This window comes from Vibrio sp. Makdt, from assembly GCF_027587015.1.
GTDB lineage: Bacteria > Pseudomonadota > Gammaproteobacteria > Enterobacterales > Vibrionaceae > Vibrio > Vibrio chagasii_B.
Genome location: NZ_JAPPTH010000011.1, coordinates 14,149 through 27,527, shown reverse-complemented (window position 1 = coordinate 27,527; position 13,379 = coordinate 14,149). Strand labels below are relative to the sequence as shown.

General features: G+C 45.9%; 12 protein-coding genes. 6 read left to right on the top strand and 6 right to left on the bottom strand.

What is annotated here, in order from left to right; genetic code table 11:
• Positions 1-58: 58 nt before the first annotated feature.
• The 6 genes from OH460_RS14740 to pspA all read right to left on the bottom strand — a co-directional run bounded on the left by OH460_RS14740 (position 59) and on the right by pspA (position 6,740).
• Positions 59-3,169, bottom strand: coding sequence for an efflux RND transporter permease subunit (locus OH460_RS14740; protein ID WP_269998218.1), 3,111 nt, complete (start codon positions 3,167-3,169; stop codon positions 59-61).
• A complete protein-coding gene (locus OH460_RS14735; RefSeq protein WP_269998216.1) occupies positions 3,162-4,247 on the bottom strand; it encodes an efflux RND transporter periplasmic adaptor subunit in 1,086 nt (361 codons plus the stop codon). Before OH460_RS14735 ends, OH460_RS14740 begins: the two co-directional genes overlap by 8 nt.
• A gap of 1 nt (position 4,248) precedes the next feature.
• Positions 4,249-5,283 carry an efflux RND transporter periplasmic adaptor subunit gene (locus OH460_RS14730; RefSeq protein WP_061031738.1) on the bottom strand — a complete coding sequence of 345 codons (1,035 nt, stop codon included), beginning with the start codon at positions 5,281-5,283 and terminating at the stop codon, positions 4,249-4,251.
• 158 nt (positions 5,284-5,441) lie between these two features.
• Positions 5,442-5,828, bottom strand: a complete 387-nt coding sequence (pspC, locus tag OH460_RS14725; protein WP_061031739.1) for an envelope stress response membrane protein PspC — start codon at positions 5,826-5,828, stop codon at positions 5,442-5,444.
• Positions 5,821-6,054, bottom strand: coding sequence for an envelope stress response membrane protein PspB (pspB, locus tag OH460_RS14720; protein ID WP_004742066.1), 234 nt, complete (start codon positions 6,052-6,054; stop codon positions 5,821-5,823). Before pspB ends, pspC begins: the two co-directional genes overlap by 8 nt.
• Positions 6,055-6,068: 14 nt before the next feature.
• On the bottom strand, positions 6,069-6,740 hold the full coding sequence (gene pspA / locus OH460_RS14715) for a phage shock protein PspA (RefSeq protein WP_010440091.1): 672 nt from the start codon (positions 6,738-6,740) through the stop codon (positions 6,069-6,071).
• A gap of 272 nt (positions 6,741-7,012) precedes the next feature.
• Here pspA and pspF point away from each other — a divergent pair, with 272 nt between their 5' ends.
• From pspF to OH460_RS14685, 6 genes are all read left to right on the top strand, one after another.
• Positions 7,013-8,035: a phage shock protein operon transcriptional activator gene (gene pspF / locus OH460_RS14710; protein WP_269998212.1), complete on the top strand. Its 1,023-nt coding sequence runs from the start codon at positions 7,013-7,015 to the stop codon at positions 8,033-8,035.
• 102 nt (positions 8,036-8,137) lie between these two features.
• Positions 8,138-9,760 carry an ABC transporter substrate-binding protein SapA gene (sapA, locus tag OH460_RS14705; protein WP_004742060.1) on the top strand — a complete coding sequence of 541 codons (1,623 nt, stop codon included), beginning with the start codon at positions 8,138-8,140 and terminating at the stop codon, positions 9,758-9,760.
• Positions 9,760-10,722 (top strand): ABC transporter permease, encoded by a 963-nt coding sequence (locus OH460_RS14700; protein ID WP_105059281.1) that lies wholly within the window; start codon positions 9,760-9,762, stop codon positions 10,720-10,722. The genes sapA and OH460_RS14700 overlap by 1 nt, the downstream gene beginning before the upstream one ends.
• Positions 10,709-11,596, top strand: coding sequence for a putrescine export ABC transporter permease SapC (gene sapC / locus OH460_RS14695; RefSeq protein ID WP_061031742.1), 888 nt, complete (start codon positions 10,709-10,711; stop codon positions 11,594-11,596). The genes OH460_RS14700 and sapC overlap by 14 nt, the downstream gene beginning before the upstream one ends.
• The gene (locus tag OH460_RS14690; protein WP_061031743.1) at positions 11,596-12,597 is read left to right on the top strand and encodes a peptide ABC transporter ATP-binding protein; all 1,002 of its coding nucleotides are present in this window, start codon (positions 11,596-11,598) and stop codon (positions 12,595-12,597) included. Before sapC ends, OH460_RS14690 begins: the two co-directional genes overlap by 1 nt.
• Positions 12,594-13,376: a peptide ABC transporter ATP-binding protein gene (locus OH460_RS14685; RefSeq protein WP_008222635.1), complete on the top strand. Its 783-nt coding sequence runs from the start codon at positions 12,594-12,596 to the stop codon at positions 13,374-13,376. The genes OH460_RS14690 and OH460_RS14685 overlap by 4 nt, the downstream gene beginning before the upstream one ends.
• Positions 13,377-13,379: the final 3 nt, after the last annotated feature.

Genomic DNA, 13,379 nt, shown 5'->3' with positions numbered 1-13,379 from the left:
TAATCGTACATAAAAATAATGCCCCAAGTTGGGGCATTATTTCAAAAGTAAATTAGAGTTATGCTACGTCAATTTTATGGAACAGGCGGTACAGTACCGGTACAACGATAAGCGTCAGTACCGTCGCAAAACCCAAACCAAACATAATGGTAACAGCCATTGGCTTGAAGAAAATATCAGGCAACAAAGGAATCATACCTAGAATCGTCGTAATCGCTGCCATACATACCGGGCGAACACGACTTAGTGCAGCATCAACAACAGCAACATAAGGATCCTTACCTGACTTCATCTCAATCTCGATTTGGTCAAGCAGTACGATACCGTTCTTCAAAAGCATCCCGGATAGACTCAAGAAGCCTAACAGAGCCATAAAGCCAAACGGGGTGTTTAAGGCCAACAAGCCAGTCGTTACACCGATTAAAGCCAGTGGTACCGTTAACCATACGATCAGCGGCTCTTTTACTGAGTTAAACAGGAACACGGTGATCAAGAACATGAACAAGTAGCCAAGAGGCATGGTTGTGAATAGTGACGCCTGCGCATCCGCAGATGACTCATACTCACCACCCCACTCAAGAGAATAACCCGGTGGCATCTCAATCGCTTCTATTTGTGGCTGTAGGCGCTTCTGTAGCGTAGAAGCGGTTTCTTCGCCCAGTAGGTCAGGATCCGCCATGACTGTCAGCATACGCTTACGATTCTTACGAATGATCAGTGGATCTTCCCATTCCAACTCATAACCCAAAGTCACTTGTTGCAGTGGAATGTATTCACTTAACGCAGGGCTCCAGATCTTCATACCTTCGATGTTACGAATATCGACACGCTCATCTTCTGGTAAACGAGCCACAATCGGCATCAGCGTTGTACCATCACGGTACACACCGATCGACTTACCAGAGAAAGACATCGCGAGGAAATCATCAACATCAGACTTAGTGATACCGTAACGACGAGCTTGGCTTTCATTGAACTGAGGCTCTAGTACCTTAGTTCTTTCACGCCAGTCGTGGCGAACGTTAAATGCGCCGCTATCAGCACGCATTACATCCATCACTTGTGCTGCGATTGAACGTAATACCGTTGGATCAGAACCTACAATACGAGCTTCTATCTTCGCACCGCCACCAGGACCTAACTCAATTTGTTTTAGCTTGTAGTCGATCTCAGGGAACTGACCGTTAACATGCTCACGGAAGCGCTTCATTAACCCTTCAAGCACTTCGTAACTCTTAACGCGAACTGTTATCTCGCCGTAAGCGCTATAACTTTTCTCCGGTGCGTATGTCAGCATAAAACGTTGCAAGCCTTTACCTGCGGTCGTCGTGATGTGTTCAACTTCGTCCTGTTCTGCTAACCAGCTTTCAAGCACTTTAAGCTTGGTGTTAGTTGCTCGAATATCGGTTCCTTCCGGCATCCAAACATCAACTTGGAACATAGGTGTTGTCGATGATGGGAAGAAAGCTTGTTTTACGAAACCAAAACCGTAAACACTCGCACCTAGACCTATAACCAGAACAATCATGGTTAGCCACGCACGCTTCATACAGAATTCTAGGAAGTTTTTATAGATAACAAAAACCATCCCGTTGTACGGATCTTTGCCCTCATTATCTGCATCGACCTTCTGACCTTTAAAGAAGATATCGGCAAAGAATGGCGTAATTGAGATAGCCGTAAACCAGCTCAACATTAGCGAGATAAGTAGAACCGTGAACAAGGTGCCACAGTACTCACCCGTCGAGTCTTCAGACAAACCGATAGGCGCAAATGCCGTTACCGCGATAACCGTTGCACCCAGCAATGGCCATTTAGTCTGAGTGACGATATCAGTGGCGGCCTGCATCCGGGTTCGCCCCTTCTGCGTGCCGATCAATATCCCTTCGACCACCACTATGGCGTTATCCACCAGCATCCCCAGTGCGATAACCAATGCACCTAGTGAGATACGTTGGAGGTCGATTTTGAAGTACTGCATGAAGATGAAGGTACCAAACACGGTCAGTAGCAGTATCAAACCAATCAACAGACCGGAGCGCAGACCCATGAAGAACAACAGCACCACGATTACGATCGCAACCGCCTGCCCTAAGCTCACCACAAAGCCGCTTACTGATTTATCTACTTCCTTCGGTTGGTTATAGACCTCTGAAATGTCGATGCCAACTGGCTGTTGGTATTTCAATTCAGCAAGTCTGCGGTCAAACGCTTCACCCACCGCGACCACGTTTACGCCTTGCGCAAAGGACACACCAAGGTTAAGTGCTAGTTTGCCGTTGTAGCCGATAATGTTAGTTGGTACTTCAACATAACCACGGGTTACCTCTGCCACATCTTTTAGGTAGATGAGGCCTTGAGCGCCACCTTCGGTTAGGATCAAATCACCCAATTGCTCTACGTTCTGGAACTCGCCCGTAGGATGGATACGAATGTATTCGTCACCAATTCTCACCGCACCCGCACTGGAAACAATGTTTTGAGTCGATAAAAGATTAAATACTGTGTTTGGCGAGATACCCAAAGAGCTGATCCGTTTCATCGAGATTTCGATGAATACTTGCTCTTGCTGCTGACCAGAAACAGAAACTTTACTGACCCCATCAACCAGTTCCAGCTCACGCCTTAAATAATCGATATAGTCCAGCAACTCTTTGTAGCTGTAGCCATCACCGGTTACCGCGAGCAAAATACCGTAAACATCACCAAAATCATCAATGACTTGTGGGTCGTTCACACCAGGCGGCAGTGACACTTTCAAGTCATTCACTTTTCGACGAAGTTCATCCCAAATTTGTGGCAGATCGTCTGGGCCATAGTTGTTCTTCATCGTTACCGTAACCTGAGACAGGCCACGACTGGAGATAGAGTTAACCTCATCAACATAGGTGAGTTGTTGGATTGCTTTCTCTAGTGGATAGGTTACTTCCTCTTCCACTTGCTGCGGTGTCGCACCTGGGTAAGAGGTGACAACCATCGCATCTTTGATGGTAAAGGCCGGGTCTTCTAGACGCCCCAAACCAAAGAAGGCAGACACACCACCAATCAGGAAGATCAAGGAGAGCATCCAACTGATGACTTTATTGCGAATAAAGTAAGCCGCTACACCCGTGATCTGGTCATCACCCTGCTGAGCGTCATTCTGGGGCTTGTTATTTGCTTCACTCATTGTTCGCCTCCTGAGATAATACTTCCACTGTCATCCCATCTCGCAATCGCGATACGCCCGCTACAACTATATGTTGCCCCATCTCTAATCCTTTGATTATTTGCAACGTTTTCTGGTTGGCTTTACCTAATACCACTTTCTGCTTTGAAACTGTATTGTCGTCATTAATGACCCAAACAAATGAGTTCTTGCGAGTAAGTTCATCGCCGTCAGCATTGAATACCGCCTCTATAGGTACTAAAACACCGGCTTTAAGTTCTAAACCAATATCTCGACCATGTGAGGTAACGTCGACCGCCATACCGTCCAGAATCAGATCGTCTTCGGGCATCGGTAGTGCCAAGGTCACGGTAAAGGTTCCGGTGCTTGGATCGGGCTCTGTTGTGAACTCTTTGATGCCTGCTGGATACTCATTACCGCTTGGAACTCGCACCAAGGCCGTCACATTTTCAAGGATGGTTTCGCTAGGTTGATTAACGTAGATTTGATCAGGTAGCTGAATCACCACCTCAACATCCTCAACGCTGTGAATGTTCACAATTTGCTGACCCACTTGAATGTTCTCAAATTGGTCGACACTGACACGGGAAATAATGCCATCAACAGGTGCTTTTAACATCGTGAAGGATAGACGTAGTTTCGCCAGTTCTAATTCGGCGTAGGCTATCTGACGTTGAGCGGCAATTTCATCAAACTGGGACTTAGCCAGTAAGCCCTTTTTAACCAATGGTCTAGATCGCTTGTATTGGCTATTCACTACGGTATATCGAGCTTGGGCATTATCGACGTCTAATTGATAATCCGTAGGATCAAGCTCAGCAATCACATCTCCAGCTTCAACTCGTTCGCCTTCTTTGACATCAAGCCTATATATCTCGCCCGCGACACGGAAACTTAGGTGTGCTTTTTCCGCTGCATTGGCAACGGCAGGGAAATAGAGTTTGTCATTGAAATCTAATACTGAAATCTCAATCGCTTTCACTAATGGCGTATTATCGACTTCAACTTGTGGTTTCTCTCCACAAGCGGTCAGCAAAGCTAAACATGACAGTCCTGTCGCTAATCTAAATGCACTCATGTTATAGCCCCCTTTCCTTGATCCACTCTCGAACCTTAATGCCGGATTCAAGGCCATTCACACCAGAAGTTACGATGCGGTCGCCATCGTTCAGGCCAGAGACAATGTGACGTTTTTCATCAATCACGATCGCGACTTTTTCAACGATTCCGTCACTGTTCACACGCCATACCGAAACGTCATCGCCATCGGTCATCATGGCAGAAGTCGGGATTTTGGTTGCAGCTGCTTGAGCTGACACAAGATTCACCGTACCAGACATGCCTGGCAAGATGCCGATATCGGTTGGTCTTTCCATCACCATGGTGACTTTATATGAACCCGTTTTAGGGTCAGCTTCTGTATCTACCTCTTGGAACGTCAGTACATAGGAGTTTTCAGGAAACGCATCAAATACCATGGTCGCATCGGTTTCAAACCCAGAAGAAAAGCGCGTAATAAGTTGGTCGGGTAATAAGAAAACGACTTTAAGAATTTGATTGGTCTGAATATTCATGACGCCTTCTTTAGCGGCAATATACTCATGATTTTCAGCAGGAATGATGGAAATGGTGCCATCATACGGAGCAACCAATGTGGTGTAACGAAGATTCGCATTGGCTTGATTAAGCACCGCTCGAGCTGAATTGTGATTCGCTTTCGCTTGGTCGAAATCTTGCTCTGATACCACTCGATCTTTACGAAGTTTGATCGCACGTTGATATTGAACATCGGCTAGCTGAAAATTCGCTTTTGCTTGCTTCTCGAGTAGTTGGTATTCATCGGGGTTTAACTTAGCAAGCTCATCGCCTTTAGACACATGCTGCCCAGCGGTCACATCGATGCTTTGCAATAACCCAGGAACACGGAAGGCGAGTACCGCTCTGTCACCAGCTTCAGTTGTCGCAGGGAAATTACGCTCAAAGGCGTTATTACCAACGGAGACAGTGAAGAGTTTGGCGGGTCTGGACTCAGGTTCAGGCACGGGAGGAAGCTCCTTACCACACCCAGACAACCCAGCTAAGGCCGTCAATAGGACAAGGGAGGCTCTATACATTGGTGATCATCCATATCTATAAATATTTTTATAACATAGATTAATCGCATGTAACTTACCAGTCAGCGTAAGATTTATTTAGAGAAAATTATTAAAAAAAATAACGGCTTGGAATAAATTTTCCTAAACCGTTATCTAATCTTTTTTAAGTTTAACCGCTACATGTTCTTAAATTCACGATTCACTTTAAACGTGTCTGAGGTGACATAAGCTTCCATGTTGCGGACACTGGTCTCTAACTTCTGGAAATCACCCTCTAAAGTGTTCAACAGAGACTCTGCAGTTTGCCCTTTTTCCCAAGGCTTCTGCTTGAGCGTATGCTCTTGTTTGGCCTTCATTTGGTCAACATACTGAGGTGGTTGTTTTTCAAGCATAAATGTCAAAGCTAAATACGCTAATAACACCAAAAAACTACCGCCAAGCAGTGCAGCAGAGATAACCATGATGCGAACCAACCAGACTTCAAGGCCGAAATAGTTCGCCAACCCTGCACACACGCCAGACAACTTACCGTTAATTGGATCGCGATACAGATCTCTACTCATAGTTTCGTCTCCAGTTAGGTGACTCCGCATCCAGTATTTTTTCTAGCGTTGTTACGCGGTCTTGCATCGATTCTGCCTGTGCTGAAAGCTTATGCAGACGTTGAAGATCCGTTTCCGATAGCCCATTACTGGATTTCTTCTTGCTGCGGTAATGTAGGAATAACCATAGCGGTGCCACGAAGATCAAAAAGACAATCAGTGGACCTGCAATTAGAAATGTGGACATAGACAACTCCTGAATTATTTATCGCGGTTTTCAACTTGTTGCTTCAGCTTCGCTAGCTCTTTTTCAATTTCATCTTGAGCCTGCAGTTCTGCAAATTCTTGGTCTAACGATTTTGCATTGCCTGTCTTCGCGTAAACATCCGCTTCAGCTTCTAATTCATCCACTTTACGCGAGAATTGCTCAAACTTCGCCATCGCTTCATTAGTTTTGCTTGAGTGCAGGTGTTTTTGAACATCACGACGGTTGCTCGCTGCATTGTTGCGGATCATCAGTGCTTGTTGCTTGGCACGAGTCTCAGCAATCTTAGTTTCAAGCTTGCCAATCTCACTGGTCAGTTTTTCAATCGTTTCATGCACTAACGTTTGCTCTGTGTGTAGACTCTTGATGATGTCTTCCAGCTTTTGCTTTTCGATCAGCGCTGCTCTCGCTAAATCTTCGCGTTGCTTAGTCAGTGCCAGTGTCGCTTTATTCTGCCAATCAAGAATTTGAGTTTCGATTGCTTCAACTTTTCGTGCTAGCTCTTTCTTGTCTGCTATCGCTTTTGCTGAGTTAGTGCGCACTTCAACTAGCGTGTCCTCCATCTCTTGGATAATCAGGCGAATCATTTTTTCAGGATCTTCAGCCTTATCTAATAGTGCGCTGATGTTTGAATTTACGATGTCTGCAAAGCGAGAAAAAATACCCATGAGGAACTCCTTAATTACAATTGAAGGCAAATGCGTTTTAAATCGTTGTGCGACTCATCACCACTTGCTCGCTAATTTACATTTTTTGTTAAACCTACCATAAGTAATCCAAGTAGCGTGCCAACTTTTATAACATTAATTATCAGTCACTTACAATGTAATGGCGATTAACCCGAACCATGCTATGATGAATTTAACCAAGTATTGGTATTTTTCACCACTACAGCCTTTATATGACCTCCACCAGCGCCCAGCTACTAAAAGGACCCGCTATGCAGCAGAATCTTATTGGTGAATCACCTAGCTTTCTCTCTGTTTTAGACAAAGTTTCTCAACTGGCTCCAATAGAGAGACCTATTCTGATCATTGGCGAGCGTGGCACAGGTAAAGAGCTGATTGCACAAAGGCTGCATTACCTCTCAAAGCGTTGGGACCAGCCCTTGATCTCGCTAAACTGTTCGACACTGAGCGAAGGCTTGATTGATTCAGAGCTGTTTGGTCATGAGTCAGGCTCCTTTACCGGTTCAAAAGGTCGTCACCATGGCCGATTTGAAAGGGCAGAAGGCGGCACACTGTTTCTTGACGAACTCGCGACAACGCCCCTTGCAGTTCAAGAGAAACTATTGCGTGTTATTGAATACGGACAATACGAACGTGTTGGTGGGCAAAAAGCGCTAAGTGCAAATGTAAGGCTGGTATGTGCGACCAATGCAGACCTACCAGAGATGGCATCTAAGGGCGAATTCAGAGCCGATTTACTCGATAGATTAGCGTTTGATGTAATTACTATCCCGCCGCTTCGTGAACGTAAAGAAGACATCACATTACTGGCTGAATACTACGCCATTAAGATGTGTCGAGAGTTAGAGCTTGATTTGTTTGTTGGCTTTGCACCATCGGCCATTGAATCCTTATTGGCATACTCTTGGCCAGGTAATGTCAGAGAGCTCAAGAACGTCATCGAGCGTGCCATCTACCAACATGGCAAGAATCCATATCCTATTGAATCTTTGGTATTTAACCCGTTCAAGCCAGCATGGAACACGAATCAAGAATCCTCTCAAGAAACTGGCAATGATCCATCCAACAGCCATACTTCTTCTGAAGGTTCATTTTCTTTGCCCCTTGATTACAAAGCATGGCAAGAGCAGCAAGACATCAAGCTGCTCAATCAAGCGTTGAAACAGAGCAAGTACAACCAAAAACAAGCCGCCGAATTACTCGGGCTCACCTACAACCAATTAAGGGGAATGGTGAGGAAGTACGCGATTGTCGGACAAGGCAGTGAGAAATAGCCACACTCATAGGATTATTATTTGGAGCCGAATAAATAAAATGTTAAATTGTCCGGATCTTGAGGCACCTCTAACGCCTCGTTTCGAAAAGTATTTCTTTTTATGAAAGCACTAATAAGACTATCACTGAGCATCTGCACGCTGAGCTTTTTAGCCGGATGTGGTGAGAGTGTGAATCACGAGCAAATTCGTGAAAAAGGCTTCATTTATTGTGGCCAAGGCAATCCTAGTACCTTCAACCCTCAACTGGTTGATAGCGGAATTACAGCTGAATCGCTGAGCCCGCAAATCTTCGACACGCTGCTCACACTCGATCCTATGACCTATCGACCACAACAGAACCTGGCAACAAGCTGGTCTGTCGATAAATCAGGTACAGAATACACTTTCAAACTGCGCCCTAACGTCGCGTTCCAGACCACAGATTGGTTTACGCCAACCCGTTCTATGAACGCGCAAGATGTGGTTTTTAGTTTCGAACGTATCATTGATAGCTCAAACCCATTCCACTATGTGGGTGGTGGTCTATACCCATGGTTTGCGGGCATCGACTTCAAGAATTTGATTGTCGATATCACGGCAGTGGACGACTTAACGGTTAAATTCCAATTGAGTCGCCCAGATAATTCTTTTCTAAATAACATCGCGACCAGTTACGCGGTGATCCACTCTAAGGAATACGCGAACCAACTCGTGGCTGCTGATGAGAAGAATGAAATCGACTCGAAGCCGGTTGGTACTGGTCCATTCTATCTGGATGAATATCAAATCAATGACTTGGTGCGCCTTAAAAAGAACAAGCATTACTGGAAAGGTGATGTGCAAATGGACCAAGTGGTTTTCGATACCTCACAACGCGGAACTGGCACACTCGCTAAGTTACTGCGCAATGAATGTGATGTGTTGAACTCGCCGATTTCTAGCCAGATCCCAATCATTCAAGCACATGAAGAGCTGCAGATATCCGCGACACCAGCGGTGAATGTCTCTTTCATCGCCCTTAATACTGAGCACCCAGCCCTACGCGACTCTCGCGTACGTAAAGCGCTGAACTTGGCTATCAACCGCCAGAATATTCTTGATTCGGTGTACTACGGTACAGGTACCAAGGCTTATACACTGCTGCCTCCGACATCTTGGGCTCATCAGAAAGACAACGTTCAAGTGCGTTATGACCGAAACTATGCGATAGCCCTTCTCAAAGAAGCTGGCGTAGAGCCGGGATTGGAGCTTTCAATGTGGGTGCCGCTAGAGCCAAGAGCTTACAACCCAAGCCCGCGTAAGACTGCTGAACTTATCCAAGCTAATTTAGCGGACATCGGCATCGAATTGAAACTTTACACTGACGATCGATTCGACCGTACACAACTGTCTTCAATCGCCTCAACAGATCTGCTACTAACAGGCTGGATAGGTAATACCGGCGACCCTGATAACTTCTTGCGCCCTCTGCTCTCATGTAGCTCTGAGCGCGCAGGACTAAATGTATCGATGTGGTGTAATTCAGACTTTGATTTTCTTCTGGATTTAGCCTTAGAGATCAACCAACAAAGGCACCGTGTCAACTTGTATCGCCAAGCCCAAAACATTCTCAACGAGGAGGTACCTGTGATCCCTCTGGCTCACGGAGTGCAGTTCCGCGTACATGATCGTTCTTTAACTGGCTTCAAACAGAGCCCGTTCAATGCCCAACCTTTTGATCAAGTCAGAAGAGAGGTGCACTGATGTTTTGGTATACATTAAGACGTATTAATCTGTTCGTTATCACGCTTGCGATCCTGACGATGGTCGGCTTTTCGTTGCTGCGACTCGATCAAACCTCACCGTGGGCGATTCAAGATTTCTGGCCCGGTTGGATCAGCTATATCACAGAGCTATCAACACTAAACTTTGGCTTAAGCAAGCACGGTACACCAATCATTGATGAGCTTGTGGTAGTTTTCCCAGCGACATTAGAGCTGTGTTTCTTTGCCTTTGTATTAGCGCTCTTAATTGGTATCCCTTTTGGGACTATCGCGGGCATGAGACAAGGTAAATTTGTCGACACCACTATCTCGTTTACCTCGATGGCAGGTTACTCTGCACCTATATTCTGGGTCGCACTATTGATGATCATGGTCTTCTCACTGCATTTTGAGATGTTCCCTGTTGGCGGTCGATACGACCTCCTTTACGAGATTGAACACGTGACTGGCTTTGCAATGATTGATGCCTTTTTCGCTGAAGGCCGCTACCGTGCACATGCTCTACAAAGTGTTATCGAACACATGGCGTTGCCGTGTCTTGTTTTAGCATTAGCACCAACGACTCAAGTTATTCGTCTCATGCGAGCATCAGTGGCTGAAGTGATGACGCAAAACTACATTCGCGCGGCGCGTATTAAAGGTCTTTCAACAAGAGAGATCGTGACTCAGCACGTATTGCGCAATGCGATTCCACCGATTATTCCTAAGGTCGGAGTTCAACTTTCAAGTATGTTAACGCTTGCGATCATTACGGAATCTATCTTTAACTGGCCAGGCATTGGTCGTTGGTTATTGGACGCTTTATCGAATCAAGATTACGTTTCAATTCAAGCTGGCGTAATTGTGGTGGCAACTCTGGTTTTGACTGCAAATATACTGTCTGATCTGCTAGGCGCTATGGTCAACCCACTGGTAAGGAAGGAATGGTATGCTAACAAATAACGTCTACCAGGAAGAACAGATTCCTACCCAGTTTGAGCGCTTCTGGCGTAGCTTCCGCTCTAACAATCTTGCGATGTTTGGCTTGTGGTGTTTGATACTTATCATTCTGGTGACGATCACTTCTCCGTGGTTAGCGCCCCATGATGCGCAAGAGCAAACGGGTCATCTATTAACACCGCCATCTTGGGATCCAGCAGGCACTGTTGAATACTTCTTAGGTACCGATGATTTAGGTCGAGATATCCTTTCTCGCTTGATCATTGGCTCTCAGCTTACCTTTGGCGCAGCGGTCGTGATTACCTTTATCGCAGCCGTCATTGGCTGCCTCATTGGCGTACTTGCCGGTATGACGCGTGGTTTGCTATCAAGCACCCTAAACCACCTGCTTGATACAGTAATGTCGATTCCGTCTCTGCTACTGGCCATCATCTTTGTGGCCTTCCTTGGCTTTGGCGAGTTCAATATCTTGCTAGCCTTGTGTTTGGCATTGATTCCACGCTTTATTCGCTCGGTCTACATCGCCGTGCATGCAGAGGTTGAGAAAGACTATATCCTTGCTTCTCGCCTTGATGGCGCGAACGACTTCTATCTGCTGTGGAACTCTATTCTTCCGAATATTCTTACTGTAGTGGCTCTAGAAATCACACTGGCGTTATCCGTCGCAATTCTTGATATCACTGCCCTAGGCTTCCTAGGCCTTGGCGCTCAGGCACCAAGTACCGAATGGGGGTCTATCCTCGGTGACTCAGTGGAACTGATTTATCTCGCACCATGGACAGTAACCCTACCCGGTCTAGCCATTATGTTTACAGTGATCGTGATTAACCTCGTCGGTGAAGGTGTTCGCCAAGCGCTAAATGCAGGAATCGAATAATGCCGTTACTTGATATTCGACATCTAACCATTGAAATTGAGACCCCTCAAGGGATGGTTAAAGCGGTAGATCGAATGAGTATTACCCTCAATGAAGGGGAAATTCGTGGTTTAGTAGGTGAATCAGGCTCAGGTAAAAGCTTGGTTGCTAAAGCGATCGTTGGTGTTTGTAAAGAAAACTGGAAGGTGTCCGCTGACCGTATGCGACTGGGGAACGTTGACCTGCTTCAACTAACACCGAAAGAGCGCAGACGTGTTATTGCTCGTGATATCGCGATGATTTTCCAAGAACCATCAACGTGTCTTGATCCTTCGGAAAAAGTGGGCAATCAACTGATCGAAGCCATCCCTTCACACGCCTTTGAAGGCCGATGGTGGCAACGATTTAAGTGGCGTAAGAAGCAAGCTATTGCCCTTTTGCACAAAGTCGGCATCAAAGATCACTCTCGCCTAATGGACAGTTACTCATATGAGCTTACTGATGGTGAGTGTCAAAAGGTGATGATCGCAATGGCGATCGCAGCCAAGCCGAAAGTGTTGATCGCTGATGAGCCAACCAACGACTTAGACCCGATTACCCAATCCCAGATCTTGCGTTTATTGAGCCGAATGAATCAGATCAATAACACAACGATCATTCTGATCGGCCATGACTTAACCACCATCACTCAATGGGCAACTCGAATTACCGTTATGTACTGTGGTCAGTCGGTTGAATCTGCGGATACACAAAAGCTATTGGATGCACCAAAGCACCCATACACAGTAGCTCTATTGAAAGCGATGCCAGACTTTAACGACTGGATACCACACAAAGAAAAGCTTCAGTCGCTGCCAGGGTCGATCCCTCCACTACAGCATCTTCCTATTGGTTGTCGACTGGGACCTCGTTGCCCTTATGCGCAAAGACAATGTGTGGAAATCCCACATACCAAACGAATCAAAAACCATAAGTTTAACTGTCATTTCCCTCTGAATATGGAGAAGAAAAAGAAATCATGAGTGCATTATTAGAAGTCAGTGAATTATCTAAAGACTTTACGACTCGCTCTGGTCTTTTCCGTAAGAAGATTCATCAAGCGGTTAAGCCGGTAAGCTTTACTCTTGAAGCGGGCCAAACGATAGGCTTTATTGGTCAGAACGGCTCTGGGAAATCGACATTAGCAAGAATGCTAGCAGGCATGGTAGAACCGACTGCGGGTGAGATTCGTGTAAACGGTGAAAAGCTAGAGCATAAAGACTATTCGACTCGCTGTAAGTTGATTCGCATGATCTTCCAAGATCCCAACACATCGCTTAACCCGCGTATTCAGATTGGCCGTATTCTGGAAGGTCCACTAAAGCGAAACACCAACATGCCGCCAGAAGCCCGTATGCGCCGTGTAAAGGACACACTATTACGTGTAGGTCTTCTACCAGAACATGCTTACTTCTACCCTCAGATGCTTGCTGCGGGCCAGAAGCAAAGAGTTTGTCTCGCTCGTGCCTTGATACTTCAGCCATCAATCATTGTCGCTGACGAAGCTCTGAATGGTCTTGATATGGCAATGCGTTCTCAGATAATCAATCTGTTCTTGGAACTGCAGGAAGAGATGGGCGTGTCATTCGTTTACGTATCTCAGCATCTCGGCATTGTTAAGCACATCACTGACAAGATCATCGTGATGCACGAAGGTGATGTGGTTGAGAGTGGGGATACCGATGAAGTGCTGACCAACCCAACTCACCAAATCACTCAAAGACTGGTTGAGAGCCATTTCTCCAAAGCACCAAACCACTAAGTT

Bases quoted from the DNA above. Each gene is read 5' to 3' on its own strand.
- OH460_RS14740 (WP_269998218.1), bottom strand. From the start codon at position 3,169: ATGAGTGAAGCAAATAACAAGCCCCAGAATGACGCTCAGCAGGGTGAT.
- OH460_RS14735 (WP_269998216.1), bottom strand. From the start codon at position 4,247: ATGAGTGCATTTAGATTAGCGACAGGACTGTCATGTTTAGCTTTGCTG.
- OH460_RS14730 (WP_061031738.1), bottom strand. From the start codon at position 5,283: ATGTATAGAGCCTCCCTTGTCCTATTGACGGCCTTAGCTGGGTTGTCT.
- pspC (WP_061031739.1), bottom strand. From the start codon at position 5,828: ATGAGTAGAGATCTGTATCGCGATCCAATTAACGGTAAGTTGTCTGGC.
- pspB (WP_004742066.1), bottom strand. From the start codon at position 6,054: ATGTCCACATTTCTAATTGCAGGTCCACTGATTGTCTTTTTGATCTTC.
- pspA (WP_010440091.1), bottom strand. From the start codon at position 6,740: ATGGGTATTTTTTCTCGCTTTGCAGACATCGTAAATTCAAACATCAGC.
- pspF (WP_269998212.1), top strand. From the start codon at position 7,013: ATGCAGCAGAATCTTATTGGTGAATCACCTAGCTTTCTCTCTGTTTTA.
- sapA (WP_004742060.1), top strand. From the start codon at position 8,138: ATGAAAGCACTAATAAGACTATCACTGAGCATCTGCACGCTGAGCTTT.
- OH460_RS14700 (WP_105059281.1), top strand. From the start codon at position 9,760: ATGTTTTGGTATACATTAAGACGTATTAATCTGTTCGTTATCACGCTT.
- sapC (WP_061031742.1), top strand. From the start codon at position 10,709: ATGCTAACAAATAACGTCTACCAGGAAGAACAGATTCCTACCCAGTTT.
- OH460_RS14690 (WP_061031743.1), top strand. From the start codon at position 11,596: ATGCCGTTACTTGATATTCGACATCTAACCATTGAAATTGAGACCCCT.
- OH460_RS14685 (WP_008222635.1), top strand. From the start codon at position 12,594: ATGAGTGCATTATTAGAAGTCAGTGAATTATCTAAAGACTTTACGACT.